Annotated in this window: 20 protein-coding genes; 12 read left to right on the plus strand and 8 right to left on the minus strand. The window is 71.3% G+C overall.

Annotation, left to right across the window (positions count from 1 at the left end; translation table 11 throughout):
• Positions 1 to 45: 45 nt before the first annotated feature.
• The 4 genes from ACFWZ2_RS03705 to ACFWZ2_RS03720 form a co-directional block, all read right to left on the minus strand.
• Positions 46 to 636, minus strand: a complete 591-nt coding sequence (locus ACFWZ2_RS03705) for a malonic semialdehyde reductase (protein ID WP_384541281.1) — start codon at positions 634 to 636, stop codon at positions 46 to 48.
• A gap of 147 nt (positions 637 to 783) precedes the next feature.
• Positions 784 to 1,041 (minus strand): exodeoxyribonuclease VII small subunit, encoded by a 258-nt coding sequence (locus tag ACFWZ2_RS03710; RefSeq protein ID WP_384541284.1) that lies wholly within the window; start codon positions 1,039 to 1,041, stop codon positions 784 to 786.
• A 9-nt stretch (positions 1,042 to 1,050) separates the two neighbouring features.
• On the minus strand, positions 1,051 to 2,268 hold the full coding sequence (xseA, locus tag ACFWZ2_RS03715) for an exodeoxyribonuclease VII large subunit (protein WP_384541286.1): 1,218 nt from the start codon (positions 2,266 to 2,268) through the stop codon (positions 1,051 to 1,053).
• Between the two features lie 120 nt (positions 2,269 to 2,388).
• On the minus strand, positions 2,389 to 3,777 hold the full coding sequence (locus ACFWZ2_RS03720; protein WP_384541288.1) for an APC family permease: 1,389 nt from the start codon (positions 3,775 to 3,777) through the stop codon (positions 2,389 to 2,391).
• Positions 3,778 to 3,862: 85 nt separating this feature from the next.
• Here ACFWZ2_RS03720 and ACFWZ2_RS03725 point away from each other — a divergent pair, with 85 nt between their 5' ends.
• Together ACFWZ2_RS03725 and ppgK are read left to right on the plus strand one after the other, a co-directional pair.
• Positions 3,863 to 4,846, plus strand: coding sequence for a 4-hydroxy-3-methylbut-2-enyl diphosphate reductase (locus ACFWZ2_RS03725; protein ID WP_384541291.1), 984 nt, complete (start codon positions 3,863 to 3,865; stop codon positions 4,844 to 4,846).
• A 21-nt stretch (positions 4,847 to 4,867) separates the two neighbouring features.
• On the plus strand, positions 4,868 to 5,611 hold the full coding sequence (gene ppgK / locus ACFWZ2_RS03730; protein ID WP_384541294.1) for a polyphosphate--glucose phosphotransferase: 744 nt from the start codon (positions 4,868 to 4,870) through the stop codon (positions 5,609 to 5,611).
• Positions 5,612 to 5,635: 24 nt separating this feature from the next.
• On the opposite strand, the gene ACFWZ2_RS03735 is transcribed toward ppgK, so the two are convergent.
• The gene (locus ACFWZ2_RS03735; protein WP_384541296.1) at positions 5,636 to 6,271 is read right to left on the minus strand and encodes a DUF6542 domain-containing protein; all 636 of its coding nucleotides are present in this window, start codon (positions 6,269 to 6,271) and stop codon (positions 5,636 to 5,638) included.
• A gap of 198 nt (positions 6,272 to 6,469) precedes the next feature.
• Between ACFWZ2_RS03735 and ychF the strand changes: the two genes are divergently transcribed.
• Positions 6,470 to 7,558, plus strand: coding sequence for a redox-regulated ATPase YchF (ychF, locus tag ACFWZ2_RS03740; protein ID WP_384541298.1), 1,089 nt, complete (start codon positions 6,470 to 6,472; stop codon positions 7,556 to 7,558).
• 51 nt (positions 7,559 to 7,609) lie between these two features.
• Here the strand turns inward: ychF and ACFWZ2_RS03745 are convergent, their stop codons facing one another.
• Entirely contained in the window at positions 7,610 to 9,091 is a 1,482-nt protein-coding gene (locus ACFWZ2_RS03745) for an MFS transporter (protein ID WP_384541301.1), read from the minus strand.
• Between the two features lie 153 nt (positions 9,092 to 9,244).
• Here ACFWZ2_RS03745 and ACFWZ2_RS03750 point away from each other — a divergent pair, with 153 nt between their 5' ends.
• Both ACFWZ2_RS03750 and ACFWZ2_RS03755 read left to right on the plus strand, forming a co-directional pair.
• Complete coding sequence (locus ACFWZ2_RS03750) at positions 9,245 to 9,565, plus strand: ArsR/SmtB family transcription factor (RefSeq protein WP_384541304.1); 321 nt, start codon at positions 9,245 to 9,247, stop codon at positions 9,563 to 9,565.
• Between the two features lie 69 nt (positions 9,566 to 9,634).
• Positions 9,635 to 11,047 carry an amidase gene (locus ACFWZ2_RS03755; RefSeq protein WP_384541306.1) on the plus strand — a complete coding sequence of 471 codons (1,413 nt, stop codon included), beginning with the start codon at positions 9,635 to 9,637 and terminating at the stop codon, positions 11,045 to 11,047.
• A 19-nt stretch (positions 11,048 to 11,066) separates the two neighbouring features.
• Here the strand turns inward: ACFWZ2_RS03755 and ACFWZ2_RS03760 are convergent, their stop codons facing one another.
• Positions 11,067 to 13,718: a discoidin domain-containing protein gene (locus ACFWZ2_RS03760; RefSeq protein ID WP_384541309.1), complete on the minus strand. Its 2,652-nt coding sequence runs from the start codon at positions 13,716 to 13,718 to the stop codon at positions 11,067 to 11,069.
• Between the two features lie 574 nt (positions 13,719 to 14,292).
• Here ACFWZ2_RS03760 and ACFWZ2_RS03765 point away from each other — a divergent pair.
• Positions 14,293 to 14,673 carry a hypothetical protein gene (locus tag ACFWZ2_RS03765; RefSeq protein WP_384541311.1) on the plus strand — a complete coding sequence of 127 codons (381 nt, stop codon included), beginning with the start codon at positions 14,293 to 14,295 and terminating at the stop codon, positions 14,671 to 14,673.
• Between the two features lie 128 nt (positions 14,674 to 14,801).
• Here the strand turns inward: ACFWZ2_RS03765 and ACFWZ2_RS03770 are convergent, their stop codons facing one another.
• Complete coding sequence (locus ACFWZ2_RS03770; protein ID WP_384541314.1) at positions 14,802 to 15,923, minus strand: threonine synthase; 1,122 nt, start codon at positions 15,921 to 15,923, stop codon at positions 14,802 to 14,804.
• A gap of 328 nt (positions 15,924 to 16,251) precedes the next feature.
• On the opposite strand from ACFWZ2_RS03770, the gene ACFWZ2_RS03775 reads away from it, so the two are divergent.
• From ACFWZ2_RS03775 to ACFWZ2_RS03800, 6 genes are all read left to right on the plus strand, one after another.
• Positions 16,252 to 17,826, plus strand: a complete 1,575-nt coding sequence (locus ACFWZ2_RS03775) for a S8 family serine peptidase (protein WP_384541316.1) — start codon at positions 16,252 to 16,254, stop codon at positions 17,824 to 17,826.
• 222 nt (positions 17,827 to 18,048) lie between these two features.
• Positions 18,049 to 18,915 carry a DUF4190 domain-containing protein gene (locus ACFWZ2_RS03780; RefSeq protein ID WP_384541319.1) on the plus strand — a complete coding sequence of 289 codons (867 nt, stop codon included), beginning with the start codon at positions 18,049 to 18,051 and terminating at the stop codon, positions 18,913 to 18,915.
• Between the two features lie 60 nt (positions 18,916 to 18,975).
• The gene (locus tag ACFWZ2_RS03785; protein ID WP_384541322.1) at positions 18,976 to 20,187 is read left to right on the plus strand and encodes an alpha/beta hydrolase fold domain-containing protein; all 1,212 of its coding nucleotides are present in this window, start codon (positions 18,976 to 18,978) and stop codon (positions 20,185 to 20,187) included.
• Between the two features lie 112 nt (positions 20,188 to 20,299).
• Positions 20,300 to 21,055, plus strand: a complete 756-nt coding sequence (locus tag ACFWZ2_RS03790; protein ID WP_384541325.1) for a GntR family transcriptional regulator — start codon at positions 20,300 to 20,302, stop codon at positions 21,053 to 21,055.
• Between the two features lie 276 nt (positions 21,056 to 21,331).
• The gene (locus ACFWZ2_RS03795; RefSeq protein ID WP_384542130.1) at positions 21,332 to 22,954 is read left to right on the plus strand and encodes a purine-cytosine permease family protein; all 1,623 of its coding nucleotides are present in this window, start codon (positions 21,332 to 21,334) and stop codon (positions 22,952 to 22,954) included.
• A gap of 226 nt (positions 22,955 to 23,180) precedes the next feature.
• Positions 23,181 to 23,366: an SPOR domain-containing protein gene (locus ACFWZ2_RS03800; protein WP_384541327.1), complete on the plus strand. Its 186-nt coding sequence runs from the start codon at positions 23,181 to 23,183 to the stop codon at positions 23,364 to 23,366.
• Positions 23,367 to 23,383 lie beyond the last annotated feature (17 nt).

The raw sequence follows: 23,383 nt of genomic DNA on the forward strand, positions 1-23,383 counted from the left end.
CCCCGGCGGTGTGCCGGGGGCCCTTCGCGTCGCTTGCGGGGTCGCTCAGACGGTGGTGACGACCTCGTCGTAGGCCAGGCGCGGGGAGCGCGGGAACCAGGCGTCCTCGCCCGGCTTGCCGATGTTGACGACCATCAGCGGGGTGTGGTCGTCGTCCAGGAACTCCTTCTGGACGCCGGCGAAGTCGAAGCCGGTCATCGGTCCCGCGGCCAGACCGGCGGCGCGCACGCCGACGATGAAGTACGCGGCCTGCAGGCCGGCGTTCAGCGCGGCGGCCTGCTCACGGGCCGGACGCTCGGCGAAGAAGACGTCCTTGGCCTGCGGGAAGTGCGGGAACAGCGCCGGGAGCTCCTCGTGGAACTCGTTGTCGGCGGAGAGGATCGCGACGAGCGGCGCGGACGCGGTCTTCGGCTGGTTGCCCTCGGCCATGTGCTTGACCAGGCGCTCGCGGGCCTCGGGGGAGCGGACCAGGGTGACGCGCAGCGGCGACTGGTTGAACGCGGTCGGGCCGTACTTGACCAGGTCGTAGATCGCCTGGACCTGCTCCTCGGTGACCGGCTCGTCGGTGAAGGTGTTCGCGGTGCGGGCCTCGCGGAACAGCAGGTCCTGGGCGGCGGGGTCAAGGGCGAGAGACATGGATCAACCTTCTCGATGCGTACGGGGTGGCTGCCGTGCCCGTTTCCGGGCTTGCGTCTACGACAGTACGCCGCCACTGTTCAACTTTCAACCAAAGTCCGCGCTGCGTGATCCGCTTCACAACCCGCAGGTCAGGGCGGTGCCGCCTCAGCCGTCGGCGTCGGAGCCCGCTTCGTCGGCGGTCTCGGGGCCCGCGAGGGCCGCGTCGAGCCTGGCCCGCGCGCCGTCCAGCCAGCGGCGGCAGATCTTCGCCAGCTCCTCGCCGCGCTCCCAGAGGGCGAGCGACTCCTCCAGCGTCGTGCCACCGGTCTCGAGGCGGCGCACGACCTCGATCAGCTCGTCCCGCGCCTGCTCGTAGCCGAGGGCGTCCGCCGGGCCCGTGGCCTTGTCCGTCGTGCTGGTCATGAGCCCACCCTAATTGTCGATTTGTGTGGTTCGTACGGTGAATTCGCCCTCGGCGACGCGGGCCCTCAACTCCTCGTCGACGCCCACCTCTTCGGGGTCCCTGACCACGGCGCCGTCCGCCTTCTGCAGCACCGCGTACCCCCGCTGGAGGGTCGCGGCGGGGGAGAGGGCCACCACGCGCGCGTGGGTGTGCGTCAGCTCCGAGCCCGCCCGGTCCAGGAGATGCCCCAGCGTGCGGCGGCTGCGGTCGACGAGCGCCGCGACCTGCTCCTCGCGCTCCTCGACCATGCGGTGCGGATGCTCCATCGAGGGCCTGGCCAGGGCGTGCGCGAGGCCGCGGTCCTCGCGGTCGAGGAAGGCGTCCATGCTGCGCCGCGCGCGGTCCCGCAGCCACTGCACGCGCTCGTACTCCTCGCCGACGTCCGGCACGACCTTCTTGGCCGCGTCGGTCGGCGTGGAGGCGCGCAGGTCCGCCACGTGGTCCAGGAGCGGATTGTCCGGCTCGTGGCCGATCGCGGAGACCACGGGCGTACGGCACGAGGCGACCGCCCGCACCAACTGCTCGTCCGAGAACGGCAGCAGGTCCTCCACGCTGCCGCCGCCCCGCGCCACGATGATCACGTCGACCTCGTCGAGCGAGTCCAGGTCCTTCACGGCCTGCACGACCTGCGGCACCGCGTGCACGCCCTGCACGGGGACGTTGCGCACCTCGAAGCGGACGGCGGGCCAGCGGTGGCGCGCGTTCTCCAGGACGTCGCGCTCGGCGGCCGACGCGCGGCCCGTCACGAGCCCGATGAGCTGCGGCAGGAACGGCAGCGTCTTCTTGCGCTCGGGAGCGAAGAGCCCCTCGGCGGCGAGGCTCTTCTTCAACTGCTCGATCCGCGCGAGCAGTTCCCCCACGCCGACCGGCTTTATCTCCGCGGCCCGCAGGGACAGCTGCCCCCGCGGCGCGTACCACTCCGGCTTGGCGTGCACGACCACGCGCGCGCCCTCGGAGACGACGTCCGCCACGGCGTCGAACACCTGGCGGTAGCAGGTCACACTCACCGAGATGTCGTGCGAGGGGTCGCGCAGCGTCATGAACACGACGCCGGCGCCGGGCCTGCGGGACAGCTGCGTGATCTGTCCCTCGACCCAGACGGCACCGAGCCGGTCGATCCAGCCGCCGATCAGCCGTGACACTTCCCCTACGGGCAGCGGGGTGTCCGCGGACGTGTTGAGAGCCATGCGTCGAGCGTAGTCGGCGGGTACGACAGTGCCGTGGCATCCGCACCCGGGCGACGCCCCGCCTGGGACGTATGCCGGGTGCGGGCTGTTCTTGGCTGAGCGCGCAGTTCCCCGCGCCCCTTACGGGGCTTCCGCGCGGCCCCGGCCCTGCACGAACAGAACGACCAGCCCCGCGGCGAGCCAGACCGCACCCACCACCTGCGCGGAGCCCGCCGCCTCCCAGATGACGGCGACCACGATCGCCGCGCCGAGCACGGGGATCAGGATGTGCCGCCACCAGCTGAAGGCGCCCTCGCGCTGCCGCACCACGAACCAGCCCACCACGCTCGCGTGCAGCAGCAGGAACGCGGTGAGCGCCCCGATGTCGACCACCGACACCAGGTGGTTCATCCCGTCATCCCGCCGGGCCGCCCACACCGCGGCGACCATCGTGATCACGGCCGCGCACAGCAGCGCGATCCGCGGAGTGCCGGAATCCGTCTTGGACAGGGCCTTCGGCAGCCGCCGGTCCCGCGCCATCGCGAACAGCAGCCGTCCCGCAGCGGCCTGCCCGGCGAGCGCCGCGAAGGCCGCGCCGATGGCCTTGCTGACGGCCACCAGCTTGTGCAGCCACTCTCCGGAGGCCGACTCCACGGTGTCGTAGAAAGCGGTCCCCTGCTTCTCGGCGTCCGCGGCGAGCTCGGCCGAGGACAGCGGCTCCAGGAGCGCCACCAGATAGGTCTGGAGGATGAACAGGAAGCCCGCGAGCGCCAGACAGAGCAGCACCGCGCGCGCGACCTTCGCCGAGCCGCCCGTCACCTCCTCCGCGAACGAGGCGATCGCGTCGAAGCCCAGATACGACAGGACGGCGATCGACACCGCGCCCACCACCGCGGACAGCGCGAACGCACCCTGCGAACCGTCACCCGTCAGCGGCGAGAGCCAGCCCCGCTGCGCCCCGTCCTGGATCAGTACGACGACGGCCGCGACGACGCAGACGAGCAGCACCACGACTTCCATCGCGAGCACCGCGAAGCCGACCCGGGCCGCCGCCCGCACGCCCCACAGGTTCAGAGCCGTCGTGATGAGCACGGCGAGCGCCGTCCACACCCACCGGGACACCGAGGGGACCAGCGAGTTCATGGCGATGCCGGAGAAGAGATAGGCGACCGCGGGGATGAGGAGGTAGTCGAGCATCGCCATCCACCCGGCGATGAACCCGGGCCCTTTTCCGAGCCCCACGCGCGCGTACGCGAAGACGGAGCCCGCGAGGGGGACCACCTTCACCATCTGCGCATAGCTGAATGCGGTGAACGCCATCGCGACCGTGGCGATCAGATAGACGAGGGCGACCGAGCCGTGCGACTTCGCGTCGAGCGTCCCGTAGACACCGACCGGGGCCATGGGCGCGATGAAGAGCAGCCCGTAGACCACGAGGTCCCGGAAGCCGAGACTGCGCCGCAGCCCCTCACCCTCGGCGGGCTCGGCGCCCCCGGCAGGGGCTCCCGTACTGGCGGACTGACCGGACATCGTGCCTCCGTAGATCAACGCAGGCCACCAGTCTCCCCAAGAAGCCGATCTTTGACGCGCTGAACGCGGCCTTACGATGGTGGGTATGACTGCAACGCCTGGCTCCCGCCGTGTCCTGCTCGCCGCTCCCCGTGGCTACTGCGCGGGCGTGGACCGTGCCGTGATCGCCGTCGAGAAGGCCCTGGAGCAGTACGGGGCCCCGATCTATGTCCGCCACGAGATCGTCCACAACAAGTACGTGGTGCAGACCCTGGAGAAGAAGGGCGCCATCTTCGTCGACCGGACGGCGGAGGTGCCCGAGGGCTCCATCGTCATGTTCTCGGCGCACGGCGTGGCCCCGACCGTCCACGCGGAGGCCGCCGAGCGCAAGCTCGCGACGATCGACGCCACGTGCCCACTGGTCACCAAGGTCCACAAGGAAGCCGTCCGCTACGCCAAGGAGGACTACGACATCCTCCTGATCGGGCACGAGGGCCACGAGGAGGTCATCGGCACGTCCGGCGAGGCACCCGACCACATCACGCTGGTCGACGGCCCCGACGACGTGGCGAACGTCGAGGTCCGCGACCCCGACAAGGTCGTCTGGCTCTCCCAGACCACGCTCTCCGTGGACGAGACGATGGAGACGGTCGACGCCCTCAAGGGCAAGTTCCCGAACCTCCTCTCGCCGCCCAGCGACGACATCTGCTACGCCACGCAGAACCGTCAGATCGCGGTCAAGAAGCTCGCCGAGGACGCCGAGCTCGTCATCGTCGTCGGCTCCAAGAACTCCTCGAACTCGATCCGCATGGTCGAGGTCGCCCTGGAGGCCGGCGTTCCCGCGTCGCACCTGGTGGACAACGCGGGCGAGATCGACGAGGCCTGGCTGGAGGGCGTCACCACGGTCGGCCTGACCTCGGGCGCCTCCGTCCCCGACGTCCTGGTCGACGGCGTCATCGAGTGGCTCGCCGAGCGGGGCTACGGCGACGTGGAGACCGTGAAGACGGCCGAGGAGTCGATCACCTTCTCGCTGCCCAAGGAGCTCCGCCGCGACCTGCGCGCCGAGGCGGCCGAGCTGTCGCAGCGGTGACCGCGCCGTAACGTGGAGTCCATGCAGATCTTCGGCGTGGACATCGGCGGATCCGGGATCAAGGGCGCACCCGTGGACCTGGACCGCGGAGACCTGGCAGCGGAGCGGCACAAGGTCCTGACCCCGCACCCTGCCACGCCCGACGCGGTGGTCGGCGGCGTCCGCGAGGTCGTCGGCCACTTCGGCTGGACCGGCGCCGTCGGCGCGACCTTCCCCGGCGTGATCACGGACGGCACGGCGCGCACGGCCGCCAACGTCGACAAGAGCTGGATCGGCACGGACATCCAGGCCCTGGTCTCCGACCGGCTCGGCGGCGTCCCCGTCACCGTCCTGAACGACGCGGACGCGGCGGGCGTCGCCGAGATGCACTTCGGCGCGGGCCTCGGCCGCACGGGCACGGTCATCCTGCTCACCTTCGGCACGGGCATCGGCAGCGCACTCTTCACGGGCGGCCGCCTGGTCCCCAACACCGAGCTCGGCCACCTCGAACTGAACGGCCACGACGCGGAGAAGCGCGCCTCCTCCAAGGCCCGCGAGGACGAGGACCTCAGCTGGGAGCACTGGGCGCGCCGCGTACAGAAGTACCTCGCGCACGTGGAGATGCTGTTCTCGCCCGAGCTGTTCATCATCGGCGGCGGCGTGAGCCGCAAGGCGCACAAGTTCCTGCCGCTGATCGAGGGCGTCCGGGCGGAGATCGTCCCGGCGCAGCTGCAGAACAACGCGGGCATCGTGGGAGCGGCGATGGCGGCCGCGGGCGAGGCGTAGGCCCGCCGGGGCCGGTCCCGTGGCTCAGGAGGCGGGCAGCCGCTTCCCGCCTGCGGCACCCCGCGCGGGACGGGCCTGCCGCCGCTGCGCCATCAGCCGGACCTTGCGTACGGTCACGATGAACCCGGCGACGAGCGTCCCGCCGTACAGCCAGCCCGCATGCAGCGCCAGCGACGTCACGAGCCCCATGAAGTGGCCGCCGAACCCGCCGGAGCCCCCGGAGATCGGCAGGATCCCCACGGCGAAGGCGATCGGCACCCCGACCGGCGCGGTGACCAGGTCGGCGGGGCGCACCCACAGCGCGGTGAGCGCGGCCACGGGCACGAAGAGCACGCCGTAGGCGACGACGGACTCGCCGAGCAGCAGCCAGATCAGACAACTGAGCAGGAACATCACCGCCGAGCAGAACAGACCGCTGCCGAGCCCGGTGAGCCGCGGGTTCGGCACCCGGCGCAGCGCCCGGTACAGCGGCATTCTGCGCAGGGCGACGACGAACGGCGGTGCGGGGCGGCGGGGACGTGCCGCGGCCCGGTAGACCGTCGCGGATTCGGCGGACCGGTCGGCCCTGCCTTGCGGAGGCAACGGCGCGGTGCGCCGCTGCCGGGCCTTGGGGGTGGCCCTGGGGGCGGACTGAGGGGGACGCGTCCTGTGTTGCTCCACCGGACCAACCTAGGTCGGCCGCCGGGCGGAACCGGTCCTGGGACACGCCCTTTGGCCGAGCTTGGCCAAGCGTTCGATACGTAGCCGGTACGGAGACGGGGGCCGGGCCCGCACGCCGTAGACTGGGGGATCGCCCCAAGGTCGCTCAGGCCCTCCGGGCCGTCCACCCCCAAGACCTCACGTACGGGAAGTCGCAACGTGTCGCTCACGATCGGAATCGTCGGTCTGCCCAATGTCGGCAAGTCGACCCTGTTCAACGCCCTGACCAAGAACGACGTCCTTGCGGCCAACTACCCGTTCGCGACGATCGAGCCGAACGTGGGCGTGGTCGGCGTCCCCGACCCCCGCCTCACCAAGCTGGCGGAGATCTTCGGCTCCCAGAAGATCCTCCCGGCGACGGTCGACTTCGTCGACATCGCGGGCATCGTGCGGGGCGCGAGCGAGGGCGAGGGCCTCGGCAACAAGTTCCTCGCCAACATCCGCGAGTCGGACGCGATCTGCCAGGTCATCCGCGCCTTCAAGGACGAGAACGTCGTCCACGTCGACGGCAAGGTCTCGCCCAAGGACGACATCGAGACGATCAACACCGAGCTGATCCTCGCCGACCTCCAGACCATCGAGAAGGTCCTGCCGCGCCTCCAGAAGGAGTCGCGCATCAAGAAGGACATCGCCCCGAAGGTGAAGGCCGTCGAGGAGGCCAAGGAGATCCTGGAGAAGGGCGACACGCTCTTCTCGCAGGGCATCGTCCAGGGCTCGGACCGCTCGGAGCTCCTGCACGACCTGCACCTCCTCACCACCAAGCCCTTCCTCTACGTCTTCAACGTCGACGAGGACGAGCTGACGGACGACGCCTTCAAGGCCGAGCAGCGCGCCCTGGTCGCCCCCGCCGAGGCGATCTTCCTCAACGCCAAGCTGGAGGCGGACCTCGCCGAGCTCGACGACGAGGAGGCCCTCGAACTCCTCCAGTCCGTCGGCCAGGACGAGCCCGGCCTCGCCACCCTCGCCCACGTCGGCTTCCGCACCCTCGGCCTCCAGACCTACCTCACGGCAGGCCCCAAGGAGTCCCGCGCCTGGACCATCAAGCAGGGCGCCACGGCCCCCGAGGCGGCCGGTGTCATCCACACCGACTTCCAGAAGGGCTTCATCAAGGCCGAGGTCATCTCCTTCGCCGACCTGGTCGACACGGGCTCGGTCGCGGACGCGCGGTCCGCGGGGAAGGCGCGCATGGAGGGCAAGGAGTATGTGATGCAGGACGGGGATGTGGTGGAGTTCCGCTTCAACGTCTGAGTGCTCCCCGTGCCCGGGCGGTGATCCGCCCGGGCACGTTTTTTTGGCGGGTCAGCCGGTCTGTCGTACCGGCGACGGGGAGGGTGAGGGAGCGGGCCGCGTTTCGGGGCCGGTTGTCGCTGTCGGCGATGTTCCCCGGCGGGGCAGGGGCAGTGCTGTGAGGAGGCCCAGCAGCATGCCGGCGGCGGTCAGGAGGACGACGAGGGATTCGCCGTCGGCGATGGCTGTGCGCAGGGCTGGGCCGGTCTTGCCTTCGGTGCCCGCGTCGGCGATCGCGGTGAGGACGGCGAGGCCGATGGCGTTGCCGATGTTCATGGCGGTGGAGGCCATGCCGTTGGCGATGCCTTGTTCGTGGGGTGCGACGCCGGTTGCCGCGGTGATCCACATGGCGGTCCATACGATGCCCTGGCCGATTCCGGAGAGCACGAGGCCGGGCACGATCGTGGCGTAGGTGGCGTCGCTGTCGAAGCCGAGCGCGAGGATCACGGTGCCGAGCACGCCGATGACGAAGCCGGTGGTGAGCGTGGTGCGGGTGCCGAGGCGGGTGGTCATGCGTTCGCCGAGCTGTGTTCCTGCGGCGATGGCGACGGAGGGCGTGAGGAAGGCGAGGCCCGTCTGCAGGGCGCTGAAGCCGTGCACCGTCTGGAGCAGGACGGTCAGGAAGTACGGCAGGGTGCCGAACGTCGCCATGTAGAGGAAGGTGACGGCGGAGCCGACGGTGAGGCTGCGGTTGCGGAAGAGGCGGAACGGCATCAGGGGGTCGGCGCTGCGGCTCTCGACGCGGGCGAATGCCGCCAGGAGCAGCACCGCGAGGACGGCCGCGCCGATGACCACCGGGGAGCCCCAGCTGAGTTCGGGCCCTTCCACCAGCGCGAAGACGAGCAGGGTCGAGCCGCCGGTGACGGTCAGTGCGCCCGGCAGGTCGAACTTCCGCCGCTCCGTGCGAGGTGCGTCGCGCGGGATGAGAGCGAGCGCCCCGAGCGCTACGATCCCGGCGAGCGGGACGTTGACGTAGAAGACGGCGGGCCAGCCGAAGCTCTCGGTGAGCAGGCCGCCGAGCAGTGCGCCCACGGTCAGGCCGCTGGCGCCCGCGCCGCCCCATACGGCGAGCGCCCTGTTGCGCCGGGGGCCCTCCTCGAACTGCGTGTTGAGCAGCGAGAGCGTGGAGGGGAGCAGCAGCGCGCCGCCGATGCCCTGGACCGCGCGGGCCGCGATGATCACCGCGGGGCTCTCCGCGAGGCCGCCCGCCAGGGAGGAGAGCGCGTACAGCGTGAGGGCGGTGACGAAGACGCGGCGTCGCCCGAAGAGGTCGGCCGCGCGTCCGCCGAGGAGCAGGAAGCCGCCGGCCAGGACGACATAGACGCTGACCACCAACTGCTGGGTCTGGCCCGGGAATCCGAGTTCCGCGCCGATGTCGGGCAGCGCGACGAAGACGATGTTCAGGTCGAGTGAGAAGACCAGCTGGGCCAGGGCGAGGAGGGCAAGGATCAGGCCCGGCCTCGGACGGGCGGTCTGCGCAGGTGACTTGGGCATGCGGGCGTACGTCCCTTCAGGGTTCCCGGAGGTCTCGCCGGGCAGAATTTGACTGTACGTAAACATACGTACAGTCGGACTGTTCGGCAATGCGCGAACTGTTCGTCTGTAGTCGTACTGTTGACTGTTCGTCTGTCGCAGTACAGTGGAACCATGTCGTCCCGCCACCCCACCCCGGACCAGATCCGCGTCGACGAGGTCATGTCGGCCCTGGGCAACCCCCTGCGGCTCGCGGTCGTGCGCGTCCTCGCCGACGGCGGCGAGCACAACTGCGGCAGCATCCTCGACGGCGTCTCCAAGTCGACGCTGACCCACCACTGGCGGGTCCTGCGCGACAGCGGCGTCATCTGGCAGCGCCCCTCCGGGCGCGAGAACCTCCTGTCGCTGCGCCGCGAGGACCTCGACGCGCGCTATCCGGGGCTCCTCGACGCGGTCCTCGCCGCGACGAAGACGGACGAGGTGTCAGAAAGGTGACGTCGTCGGGGGATCCGGAAGGCTGATACGCGTCGGAGCGGTGGCCGCGGCGGAGGGCAGACTCCCCGCATGGACATCTGCCTGCTGGACGCCACCGAGCTCGCACGCCTCGTCCGCCGCCGCGAGCTCTCGGCGCGTGAGGTGGTCGCGGCCCACCTGGAGCGGATCGAACGGGTCAACCCGACCGTCAACGCCATCGTCACGCTCGACGCGGACGGCACGCTCGCCGCCGCGGCGGCCGCCGACGAACGGCTCGCGCACGGCGTGGAGCCGGGGCCGCTGCACGGGCTCCCCATCGCCTTCAAGGACACCCACCTCACGCGCGGCATGCGCACCACGCAAGGCTCCCCGCTGCTCGCGGACTTCGTGCCCGACGAGGACGAACTCCTCGTCCAGCGCATCGAGTCGGCGGGCGCCATCCGGATGGGGAAGACCAACGTCCCGGAATTCGCGGCCGGTTCGCACACCTTCAACCCCCTCTTCGGCGTGACCTGCAATCCGTACGGCATGAACCGCAGCGCGGGCGGCAGCAGCGGCGGTGCGGCGGCCGCGCTCGCCGCCGGGCTCCAGCCGCTCGCGGACGGCAGCGACATGGGCGGCTCGCTGCGCAATCCGGCCTCCTTCTGCAATGTCGTCGGGCTGCGTACGACACCGGGGCGCGTCCCCTGCTATCCGGCGGTCGACCTGTGGGGGAGCCTGACGGTCGCGGGCCCGATGGGCCGCACCGTCGCGGACGCCGCGCTGCTGCTCTCGGTGATGGCGGGGCCCGATCCGCGCTGCCCGCTCTCCCTGGAGACGCCGGGCGAGACGTTCCGTGCGCCCCTGGAGCGCGATCTGCGGGGCCTGCGGGTGGCGTGGGCGCCCGACCTGGGCGGCAGGGTGCCGGTCGACCCGGACGTCCGTGCCGTACTGGCCGAACAGGCCGAGGTGTTCGAGGAGTTGGGCTGTCACGTGGAGGAGGCCTGCCCCGATCTCGACGGGGCCGACGAGGTGTTCCGCACGATGCGCGCGCAGGCCTTCGAGCAGTCGCTCGGGGTGTTCCTGGAGGCGTCGCCCGGCGCCCTCAAGCCCAGCCTCGTCTGGAACATCGAGGAGGGACGCAAGCTCACCGGGGCCGACCTGGCCCGCGCCGTCACCGAGCGCACCCGCATCCATCTGGTGGTGGCCCGGTTCTTCGAGCAGTACGACGTGCTGATCGCGCCGGTCAGTCAAGTGACGCCGTTCCCCGTCGAGTTGGAGTATCCGTCCGTCGTCGACGGGCAGCCGCAGCACACCTACATCGACTGGATGCGCTCGGCGTACCTCTTCTCCGTACCGGCCACGCCCGCGCTGTCCGTGCCCGCCGGGTTCACGCCCGACGGGCTCCCGGTCGGCCTGCAGATCGTCGGACCGTCGCGCGCGGACCGGGCCGTACTGGAGGTGGGCGCCGCGTACGAGGCCGCGACCGGGCACGGGAGGCGCAGGCCGCTGCTCCCCGAATGACCTTCAGGCGTACGGGAGTTCAGGAGGTCGGCCGCGTCGCCGTGAGCTCCCGCAGGGCCGGTGCCTTCTCGCCCGCCCGGACCGTGATCCGCACCTGGCGGGCCGGGGTCGCGTCGGGCGTGTGCCAGGTGTGTCCGTCCGCCGAGGTCTCGACGCGCTGGCTCGCGGGCCGCACCGCCCACTTCGGGGTGATCGCGCCGATCCGGGCAGGGCGGCCCAGGTCGACGGTCAGGGAGGCGGTCCGTGCGGTCGGCGACCAGGTCGTGGCCGGGTTGCCGTCCACCGCGGCGGCCGCGTAGAGGCCCGGATCCTCGGAGGTCGCCGTCACGGGGCGGCAGCGCGCCGCGTCCGTCGTCGGGGTGAGGTCGGGGCGGCGGGTCCTGAGCACGGCGGGGGAGTCCGCGGTGACGGTGACCGTGCCGCCGCGCGGCGACTCGACGCGGAAGGGGGCGCCCGAAGTCAGCCTGACCGTCGTCCTCTTGGGGCCGATCGCGATGTCGTACGTCCGCCCGCGCCACCGCATCCCGCGCAGCGTCACGCCCTGCGCGAGCTGCGGCACCAGCGTCGGATCGAGGTGCAGCGCGTCGCCCTCGCGCAGCCGGAGCCCGGTGAGCCCGTGCGTGAACACCTGGAGGAAGCCGCCCTTGCCGGTGAGGAAGTCCTGCGCGGGCGACCCCGCGAGCGCGTCGCCCGCGCCCACCTTCGTGCCGCGCGACTCCGAGAACAGCGCGAACGGGCCGCGCATGAACGGGCGTACGGCTCTTTGGAGATAGGTGTACGCCGAGCAGCCGGGCTCACCGGTCGCGGCCGCGTCGATCGCGTGCACGGAGTCCGTCATCGCGGGCCCGTCCGGGTCGGTGCGGGCGCTGTAGTAGTCGAGGGTGGCGGCCGCCGCGCCCTTCGGCATGGGCCAGTCCAGCGGGTAGGTCAGCAGGACCGTGTCGGCCTGCTTGATGGTCGCCCCCGAGTAACCGGCGTACTGCAGATAGATCTTGCGCTTCGGGTCGTACGGGATGCGGACGCGGTCGGCGGTCCGTGCCCAGGCCGCCGGGGCCCGCTCGCCGAGGGCGCGGGCGGTGCTGACCGCCGCGCGCAGGGAGGTCGCGGCGACGGCGTTGGTGTAGACGCCGTCGGTGACGCCGTTGCTGTACTCGTCGGGTCCCGCGACGTTCTGGATGGAGTGACTCCCGTCGGGGTTGGGGGTGGTACGCGATGTCCAGTACTCGGCGACGCCCTTCAGGAGCGGCCAGCCGCGCTCGCGCAGCCAGGCGCGGTCGCCGGTGCTCAGGTAGTACTGCCAGGCGGCGAGCGCGATGTCGCCCTGGAGGTGGTTCTGCTGGACGCAGTGCGGCGGGTACCAGCTCTGGCACTCCGACCACAGGGCGCCGCGGCTCGCGCTGGTCCACGGATGGAAGAGGCCCTTCACCGAGGTCTTCCAGGCGTTCTCGCGGGCCGCCTCCGCGGTGAAGTGCCGGTAGGTGAGGACGGGTTCGGCGAGTTCGGGGCGGGTGGCGAGGAGTGGCGGGAACATCCAGGTCTCGGCGTCCCAGAAGATCATGCCCGCGTAGTCGTCGCTGGTGAGACCGGCGGGCGCGATGCTGTCGCGGGAGCCGGCGCGGGCCGAGGACAGCAGGCCGTACTGCGCGGAGCGCGCCCAGAGCTGGAGGTCGGGCCGCCCGGGGATCTCGACGTCGGACGCCCAGAGCCTCCGCCAGGCCGCCGCGTGCGAGGCGAAGAGCGCGTCCCAGCCGAGGGCGGCGGCGCGCCGGGACGCGTTCTGCGCGGCGGTGCGGGGCGTGCGGGAGGTCAGGGCGGTGTCGACGCCGACGTACTTGGTGACGTCGTACGTCCCCCCGTCCCGCACCCGGAAGTCCGCCGACTGACGGGCACTCAACTCCCGTGCCGCCCGCGCCTGATGGGTCACACCCGGCGCCTTCAGGGTCGAGGCGACCGCGCCGTCCGTGCGGGTGCCGTCGGTGCGGAAGGCGACGTCCATCGTCTTCTTGCCGCGCGGCCCGCCGCCCGTCTGCGCGATCCGCCGGGCCCCGCGCCCGTCGACGCGGTCGGTGACGGTGACCCCGCCGGTCCAGTGCGGGGTGAGGCGCAGCCGTACGGCTCCGGTGTGCGGCCGGTCGCGGGCGGCGACGACGTCGTACGTGAGGTCGGTGCGGCGGCCCCCGGACGTGGTCCAGGTCAGCGAGGTCCGTACGGAACCGCAGCGCAGGTCCAGGGTCTGCCGGTAGTGCGAGACGCGGCTGCGCGGGCCGTACGTCTCGCCGCCGACGGTGACGTCGATGCCGGTCCAGTTCGGCAGGGCGGCGATCGCCTCGCGGCGGGCGGTGTGCTCGGGCCCGCGCGCGTACAGACCCGCCGCGAACGCCCCGTCGTAGCGCGGGGTGTAGAGGGGCCAGCCGGTCTTCTCGTCCTCGACGGGCGCGGTGTGTCCCGCCCCGGCGGGCGGCACGCGCACGCCCAGGTAGCCGTTGCCCACGTAGGGGGTGTAGGCGTCGTCGGCGGTGGCGCGGCGCGTGCTCGTGGGCGCCCAGGTCCGGTCGCCGGGCGGGGCACAGCCTGCCGGGGCGCGGGGCTCGACGGCCGGTGCGCCCGTGGCGGCGGTCAGCGTGAGCGCGGCGGCGGTCAACAGGGCGGTGGCGACGCGGCGAGGAGTCATGGGCCGACGATGCGCCGTGGGCCGGGCGCGGTGTGGCATGCGCGCCGGGGGGTCCTGCGGATGAGGGCTCACGCGGGTGTGGCGTGCGCGCCTGTGGTGCTCGGCGTCGCCGGTGTGCTCCGCGCCGTGCCGAGGCGGTCCAGCTCGCCGAGTTCGATCGAAGGGTGCGAACCAGTCACGTCCTGAGCGTGGTGAGGCGCGATCCCCGGCGGTCACACGGAGTACCCGTGCCTGGTGAGCGGCCGTCTCCGGGGGCGGCCGTCGCGGGCACGATGTGATTCGGACAGGGGCGTGGACGGCGCGTTCGGTGCGGCGCGCGCAGGGAGCGGAGCGATGGTTGATCGCCTCGGCGCGCACGTGCGGCAGAGCGTCGTCGCCCCGGTCGTCCGCGGGGCGTGGCGAGAATGCCCCGCACACATGCGTTCGGCATGTCCCCCTCAACGGTGAACCTGTGAGCAGGTGCCCGCAGACTGAAAAAGGCCCTGGTCAGAGCCGTGTTGATGGCACGAAGGTGGTTCTCGTGCCGAAGATCGGTGCAGCAGACCGGTGCAGGTGTCGACCAGGGGAGAAGCTCATGAACAGTAGGTCACTGAGGTGGCGGGCCGGCCTTGCGGCGGGCGCCGGAATTCTCGCTCTCACTTTCGCTCCCACGGCCTCGGCGGCATCCCCGGCACCGTCACCACCGGCGCAGCGGCACGCCCAGCTCCGTGTCCCCGCGAACGTATGGGCCAGTGACGTCAACGTCCACACCGATCCCTACACCACCGCCCCGGTCATCGGCCAGGTCGGCCCCGGCACCGTGGACGTGGTGTGCCAGGCGCCCGGCGGCAGTGTCTCCTACGGCGCCTACTACAACTACTGGTGGGCGCAGTTGAGCGGCGGTGGCTGGATCTCCGACGTCTTCATCTCCGGGGGCGCGAACGACGAGCCCGTCCCCGGCATCCCCTTCTGCTGACGTCCCCCGGATCCACTGCGACAGGGCAGCCCGTGCCGTTTCGGCCCGGGCTGCCCTCCGGTGTGTGCGGCCTGTCGGCGCGGCGCGGGAAGGACGACCGAGGGGCGTCGTCCATCGCCCCCTGCCCCTCAGCCGGCCTCCCTGCCGCCGCTCGCAAGGCCCGTCTTCGCCCCCGCCCCGCACAGCGGCACCACCGCCGTGCGTTCGCCGAGTGCCCCCTCCCGTACGGCCGCCCAGCAGGCCACGCCCGTCGACTCGACGTACAGGCCGCGGGCGGCCAAGTCCAGCTGGGCGGAGCGGATCTGATTCTCCGTCACGGTGAAGAAGCCGCCGCCGAGGCCGCGTACCGCGCGCAGGATCTGGCGGGCGCGCGGGGGCCTGGTGATCGCGATGCCCTCCGCGAGGGTGGGCGCCGCCGGGGTCTCGCCGGTCAGGTCGGCCGCGTCCGCCCGCCACGCCGCGGCGAGCGGGGCGACCGCGGCGGACTGCACCGCGTACAGCGCGGGCGCCTTCGCGATCAGCCCGGCGGCGTGCAGCTCCCGCACCGCGAGGGCCGCGCCGAGCAGCAGCGTTCCGTTGCCGACGGGGACGACGAGCGCGTCGGGCAGGCGGCCGCCGAGGTCCTCCCAGAGCTCGTGGACGTACGTCTTGGTGCCCTGGAGGAAGTAGGGGTTGTGGACGTGCGAGGCGTAGAACGTGCCGGGTTGGTCGGCGGCGGCGCGGGCCGCCGCGGCCGCCGACTCCCGGTCGCCCTCGACGACTTCGAGCCGCGCGCCGTGCGCCCCGATCTGCTCCAGCTTCTTCGACGAGGTGCCCGCGGGGACGTACACCGTGCAGGGCAGCCCGGCCCGCGCGCAGTACGCGGCGACCGACGTGCCCGCGTTGCCGCTGCTGTCGGCGACGACCCGGTCGGGGCCGAGCCGCTGTGCGAGGGCCGCGAGCATGACCGCGCCCCGGTCCTTGAAGGAGAGCGTCGGCATCAGGAAGTCCAGCTTGGCCGAGATGCCCCCGGCCAGTTCCACCAGGGGCGTGCGGCCCTCGTGGAGTGAGATCGAGGGGGCGGGCAGCGGCAGGCACTCCGCGTACCGCCACAGCGAATTGACGCGTCCAGAAAGGGACTTGAGGGGTGCGGGGGTGGGGGAGAAGTCGAGGTCGAGGGGGCCGCGGCAGACGGGGCAGGACCAGGCGAGCGATCCCGCGGGGACGCGGGTTCCGTCGGTCGGGCAGTAGCGGTCGGGCAGTGCTGTCATGGCGGCAGGCTAAGGGGGCGGGCCAAAAGGGCAGGGGCCGGATCGGGGGCACCTCAGATCGGGGCCCCGGCCTGGGGTGCCCCCGATCCGCCGTCAAGCCCCCCGTTGTGACAGTTGGTGACGAAGTGTCATGGCGGGTGCGTGGCGGTCGTGTTACGTCCGGTCCTGGCCCTTGTGGGATTCCTATGGATCCGCCAATCTTTCGTCCGGACGGAGGCAAGGGCCGGTAAGCCTTCTTGACATGTCCCTGTCTTTTGTCTCCGTGAGTGTGGGCACCATCAGCACCGAACCCCCACCAGCGCACCACCTATTGAGGAGGACCCCTCAGATGGCAGTGATGCGTCACACCCGCCGAAGACTGGCCGGAATCAGCGCGACAGCGGTCGCGGCCCTCGCCCTCGGCGTCGTCTCCGCCCTCCCCGCGAACGCCCAGCCGGAGCGGGCGGCAGGCACGATCGAGAATGCCGGTGCCCCCGGCACGATCAAGAACAGCTACATCGTGAGCCTCGACAAGGACGCCCCGAAGGCCCGCTCCGCCGAGGGCAAGGCCCTCGCCAAGGAGTACGGCGCCACGATCGAGCGGACCTACGACAAGGCCCTCAACGGCTACGCGGTCGAGCTCACCGAGTCCGAGGCGAAGAAGTTCGCCGCCGACCCGGCGGTCGACGCGGTCGTCCAGAACCGGACGTTCACTGCCACCGCGACCCAGAACAACCCGCCGTCCTGGGGCCTGGACCGCATCGACCAGAAGAACCTGCCGCTCGACCAGAAGTACACCTACCCGGACTCCGCGGGTGAGGGCGTCACGGCGTACATCATCGACACCGGCGTCCGCATCAGCCACACCGACTTCGGCGGCCGTGCCTCGTACGGCTACGACGCCATCGACAACGACAACACCGCGCAGGACGGCCACGGCCACGGCACCCATGTCGCGGGCACCGTCGCGGGCACCCTGCACGGCGTCGCCAAGAAGGCCAAGATCGTCGGCGTCCGCGTCCTGAACAACCAGGGCTCGGGCACCACGGCGCAGGTCGTCGCGGGCATCGACTGGGTGACCAAGAACGCGGTCAAGCCCGCCGTCGCCAACATGTCGCTCGGCGGCGGCGCCGACAGCGCGCTCGACACGGCCGTGCGCAACTCCATCGCGTCCGGCATCACCTACGCCGTCGCGGCGGGCAACGAGTCGACCGACGCGTCGACCAAGTCGCCCGCGCGCGTGGCGGAGGCCATCACCGTCGGTGCCACGACCAACACCGACGCCCGGGCCAGCTACTCGAACTACGGCAGCATCCTCGACATCTTCGCGCCCGGCTCCTCGATCACGTCGACGTGGAACACCAACGACACGGCGACCAACACCATCTCCGGTACGTCGATGGCATCCCCGCACGTCGCGGGCGCGGCCGCGATCTACCTCGGCGCGAACCCCTCGTCGACCCCGGCGCAGGTGTCCGCCGCCCTGGTCAGCGCCTCGTCGACCGGCGTCGTCGGCAGCCCGGGCTCCGGCTCGCCCAACCGCCTCCTGAACGTCACGGGTGGCGGCGGCACCCCGCCCGGCAAGTCGTTCAGCAACACCGACGACTACGCGATCAACGACAACGCCACGGCCGAGTCGCCGATCAACGTCACCGGTGTCACGGGCAACGCGCCCGCGTCCCTGGCGGTCCCCGTCGTCATCCAGCACACCTACATCGGCGACCTCCAGGTCCAGCTGATCGCGCCGGACGGCACGGCGTACACGCTCAAGAGCTATGGGACCGGCGGCAGTTCGGACAACATCAACACCACGTACACCGTGGACGCCTCTTCGGAGGTGGCCGACGGCACGTGGAAGCTGCGGGTCAGCGACAACGCGGCGCAGGACACCGGGAAGATCGACTCCTGGGGTCTGCAGTTCTGATCCACCCGTTCTGATCCACCCGTTCTGATCCACTGCGGTTCCGCTTCTCTCCTGGTCCGCTCCGGTCCGACGTGCCGGAGCGGACCAGGCGTCGTGTGGGGAGGGCCCGCCGGTCCGCTGTCCGAGTTGTGAGCTTTGAGGGCGCATTGTCGTTTCGCCTGCGCTCCCGACTACGATGCGCCAAGCTCTCCGCATCGCCCACCACCCAGGAGCACGGCCCCCGTGGACATACCGCCGCCGCCCGGCCCGTACGCGCCGGGCCCGCACCCGCCCCAGCCCGGACCGTACGGCCCGCAGGGACAGCCCCCGTACGGTTCCCCGTACCAGCAGTGGCCCGGCCCGTACTCGCCCTACTCGCGGCCGCCGGTGAACGGCTTCGCGATCGCCTCCCTGGTCCTCGGCATCCTCTGCTGCGTGCCGGGCGTCGGCCTGGTGCTCGGTCTCGTCGGCCTCGCGCAGATCAAGAAGAAGGGCGAGCGCGGCAAGGGCCTGGCGATCGCGGGGAGCATCCTCTCCACGCTCGGCATGGTGCTGCTCGTCCTCGCCGTCACCACGGGTGCGGCGCGCGACTTCGTGGACGGCTTCAAGGAGGCCGCCCGCGAGTCCCGCAGCGGCGCCTTCCCCGTCGACAAGGGCGGCTGCTTCAACGTCCCCGACAGCGACATCGGCAGTACGACGTACGAGTACGAGATCGACGAGGTGCCCTGCGCCCGGCCGCACGACGCCGAGGTCTTCGCGTCGTTCCGGGTGAACCACCACGGCTTCCCCGGCGACGCGGAGCTGCAGGGCCTCGCGGAGCGCAAGTGCACGGCCTACGCGGACGCGTACTCCAAGGGCTCGTCGGCCGGTGCGAGCGGCGTCGAGGTCGTCTTCTTCGTCCCCGACCGCGAGACCTGGCGCACCGGCAGCCGGTACATCACGTGCCTGTACGCGTCGACGGAGGGGACGCGCTCGCTGGAGGGTTCGCTGCGCGACGACGGCAGGGGCGGGAGCGGCTCCGGCGAGGACGGTTCGGGCGAGGACGGATCGGGCAAGGGCGGCTCGGGTGGGAGCGGCTCGGGCGAGGGTGGCGACAGCGCCGAGGTGTGACGTGCCGCCAAGACGGTCACCTTAAGGGCCTTTTGTCCGCTTCTGTGATATTTCTTCGGCGTGACGTCCGTCAAGCCGCCCCCCGCCGCGGCCCGGGCCCTGCTCCTCGCCGCCGGACTCCTGAACGCCGCGCTCGCCGTCCTCGTCGCCGCCCCGCTGCCCCGCGTCCCGCTCCTCGTGCTCGTCGCGGCCGCCATCACCTCGTGGGGGCTCGTGCTCCTGGGACCGGGGCTGCTCGGTCTCGCCGCGGCCGCGCTCGCGGGGCGGCGCCACCCCTGGTGCGCGGGGCTCGCGGCGCTCGCCTCCTTCGCGGCCCTCGTCTACGGAGTGATGCCGTACGCCGCCGCGTACGGCACGGCGTCCCGGCAGGGCCAACAGCTCGCCCCCGCCCGGTACTTCGACGGCGTCAACTACGCCAAGGTGCCCGCCCGCGGGCGTTCCCTCACGTACGCGCGCGTGGGCGAGCGGCACGGCGCACAGCGCAGGCAGAAGCTGAAGCTCGACCTGTGGGCGCTGCCCAAGCGGCGGGCGGTGCGGCACCCTGCCGTCGTCTGGGTGCACGGCGGCGGCTGGAACAAGGGGCACCGCAGTCAGACCCCCGAGTGGAACAGGTGGTTCAACGCGCGCGGGTGGTCCGTCTTCGACATCGACTACCGCCTGGCGCCGCGGGCCACCCAGCTCGACCAGATCGGCGACGTGAAGTGCGCGGTGGGCTGGGTGCGACGGCACGCGCGCGTGTACGGCATCGACCCCGACCGCCTTCTCCTTGCGGGCAGTTCGGCCGGCGGCAACCTCGCGCTCGCGGCCGCCTACACGGAGGGTGACGGGCGGGTCCCGGCGTCCTGTGCGGTGCGTGACAGCTCGGTGGCCGGGGTGATCTCGCTCTACGGGCCCACCGACATGCGGCGCCTGATCGCCGGGACCGCGCTGCGCGGCGACCCCATGATCCCCCGTCTGATGGGCGGTTCGGCGGCCGCCGTGCCCGCCCGCTACCGGCTCGGCTCGCCGGCGCGCCTGGTCAGAGGAGACGTACCGCCGACGCTGCTGCTGCACGGCAGCGCGGACCGGGCGGTCCCGGTGGCGCAGGCGCGCGAGCTCGCGCGGCGCCTGAAGGGGGCGGGGGCTCCGGCGACGTATGTCGAACTGCCGTGGGTCGACCACTGTTTCGACGTGAACTGGGGGAGCTGGGGCAGCCAGATCGCCCGCGCGGCGACTGAACGTTTCCTCAACACCCTTGATCAATCGCTATATCCGGGGAAAGCCCCTGCGTAAAGACCTGCGGGGCGAGAAATCATCACTTCGGGTGATTCCTTGGCCTTGGGTTGCACCCAACAACCCACGGTTGCCAGGCTGTTGCTGTCTGTCAACCTGATGGGAGTGGCCAGTGACTTTCGGTGAGCAGCCGGCGTATCTGCGTGTCGCGGGTGATCTCCGCAAGAAGATCGTCGACGGTTCGCTGCCGCCGCACACCCGGCTCCCCTCGCAGGCCAGGATCCGCGAGGAGTACGGAGTTTCGGACACGGTCGCCCTGGAAGCCAGGAAGGTCCTGATGGCCGAGGGGCTCGTCGAGGGCCGCTCCGGATCGGGGACCTATGTGCGCGAGCGACCCGTCCCGCGCAAGATCGCCCGCACCGGCTATCGCTCCCTGTCCGGCGGCTCCACGCCCTTCCGTCAGGAGCAGGCCGCCGACGGCGCGCGGGGCACCTGGGAGTCCCGCAGCGAGCAGGTCGAGGCGAGCGTCGCGGTCGCCGAGCGGCTCGGCATCCGCGCGGGCGACCGCGTGATGTGCACCCATTACGTCTTCCGGGACGCGGGCGAGGTGATGATGCTCTCCACCTCCTGGGAGCCCCTCGCCGTCACGGGCCGCACCCCGGTGATGCTCCCTGAGGAGGGCCCGCTCGGCGGCTGCGGGGTGGTCGAGCGGATGGCCGCCATCGATGTGGTCGTGGACAACGTCGCGGAGGAGGTCGGCGCCCGCCCCGGCCTCGCCGAGGAGCTCAACTCGCTCGGCGGCGTCCCCGGCCATGTCGTCATCGTCGTCCAGCGGACGTACTACGCGTCGGGCCGCCCGGTCGAGACCGCCGATGTCGTGGTGCCCGCCGACCGCTATCGGATCGCATACCACCTGCCGGTCAAATGACCCCGGCGTGCGCCGTCCCGGCGGCGCACGCCCGGATTGCGGAGGGGCCCGTCCGCCCGCCGTGATCACGAGTTAACGCCCACCCGCGTTCCGTAACCCCGGGGCAACGACACGCTGCACCGCACCGTCACGCGCGGCTCCTACCTTCCCCGTCCGTACCCGCAATCCGGTCGGACGACAGGAACCCTCATGACGACGGAGACGACAGGGGCGGCGGTCGCCCACGACCCAGAGAGCCCCGTGGACAGCCCTCCCCCCAAGCGCAGTTACGCCAGGATGGCGGCCGACGAGAGCCGCGAGGACTACTCGCTGCGCTATGCCCCGCACTCCTTCCGGCGCTGGTCGCCGACGATGGTGGCCTCCACCGCGCTCGGCGGCATCGCCTATCTCGCGGACTTCGCGATCGGCGCGTCCATCGTCTTCACCTACGGCTTCACGAGCGGTCTCGCCTCGATCCTGTGCGCCGCCACGATCATCTTCGTGACCGGCATCCCGATCGCACGGGCCTGCGCCACCTACGGCCTGGACATGGACCTGGTGACCCGAGGGGCGGGTTTCGGCTATTTCGGCTCGACCCTCACGTCCCTCATCTATGCGTCCTTCACCTTCATCTTCTTCGCCCTCGAAGGCTCGATCATGGCCCAGGCCATGCACCAGGCCGTCGGACTCCCGGTGCAGATCGGCTACTTGGTGACGACGCTGATCGTCATCCCGATCGTCTTCCGCGGCATGGGCGCCCTCGCCAAGGTGCAGGCGTGGACGCAGCCGATCTGGCTCATCGGCATGGTCCTGCCCTTCGTGGTGCTCGCCTTCGAGGCGCCGGACGCATGGGGCGCCTTCGGGTCCTTCGGCGGCACGGAGGGCGCGGGCAGCGGGTTCTCCTGGATCGGCTTCGGGCTCGGCACGGGCGTCGCGCTCTCGCTCATCGCGCAGATCGGCGAACAGGCGGACTACCTGCGCTTCATGCCCGCCAGGACCGAGCAGAACAAGCGGCGCTGGAACCTGGCCGTGCTCGCGGCCGGCCCCGGCTGGGTCGTCATCGGGGCGGCCAAGCAACTGGGCGGAGCCTTCCTGGCGTTCGTCGCCCTCGAAGCGGTCGGCAGGACGCACGCCCTGGAGCCCATCGCCCCGCAGATCGAGGCGCTGAAGCCCTGGCTCGGCTCGTTCGCGCTGCCCGCGGCCGCCCTGTTCGTGATCGTCTCGCAGATCAAGATCAATGTGACCAACGCCTACAGCGGCTCGCTGTCCTGGTCGAACTTCTTCTCCCGCATCACGCACCGGCACCCGGGCCGGGTCTGGTACATCTTCCTCAACCTCGCCATCGCGCTGACGCTGATGGAGATGAACATGTTCGCCGCCCTGAACAAGCTGCTCGGCTTCTACTCGAACGTGGGCATCGCCTGGATCACCGCGGTCGCCGCCGATCTGGTCATCAACAAGCGGGTGGGCTGGAGCCCCAAGTACATCGAGTTCAAGCGGGCGTATCTGTACGCGGTCAATCCGGCCGGATTCGGCTCGATGGTGATCGCGTCGACGGTCTCGATCCTCGCGTTCTTCGGCCTGTTCGGGGAGTACGCGGAGGCGTTCTCGACCTTCATCGCGGCCGGACTCGCCCTCGTGCTCTGCCCGTTGATCGCCTGGGCGACGCAGGGCAAGTACTACCTCGCGCGCCCCAACCCGGTGAACGGCCCGCACGTCGAGATCGCCGACGTGACCGCCACGCACACCTGCGGCGTCTGCGACACGGCGTACGAACTCCCCGACATCGCCGACTGCCCCGTCCAGTCGGGCCCGATCTGCTCGCTGTGCTGCTCGCTCGACGCCACGTGCGGGGACGTCTGCCGTACGTCGCCGGGTGAGCCGGTCCTGATGCCACTGCCGACGGTGCGCGCCGACTGAGCCCGCACGGAGTGGGCCCAGGGGTGGGCGCATGGGGGCGCATCCAAGGGGGTGCGCCCCCTCTCGCTGCCCGGCCGTTGGCCGATTGCACACCTCATGCGTATCTCTTTGTGCAAACTCGTATCCGCTGAGTAAAGGTCGGGCGTAGGCTCGGGCATATGCGGATTGCGGTTTCCTTACTGATCGAGGCGTGGGGCGCGCCGGGGGTGTCGAGCGGAGGGGCGCGATGAACGACGGGACGGTTCTGCTGCCCTGGTTCGTGATACGGCAGGACGACAACGGCAACCGCTACCGCGTGGGCAGGTACGCGACGAAGGCCGAGGCCCAGAAGATCGCGGACAGTCTCGACGTCCGCGGCCAAAAACAGCTCTACTGGATCGAAAAACTAAGCCCAAACGGCAGCGGCCGCTGAGGCGAGGGCTCGCAAGA

Source organism: Streptomyces sp. NPDC059002 (assembly GCF_042740435.1).
Taxonomy (GTDB): Bacteria; Actinomycetota; Actinomycetes; order Streptomycetales; family Streptomycetaceae; genus Streptomyces.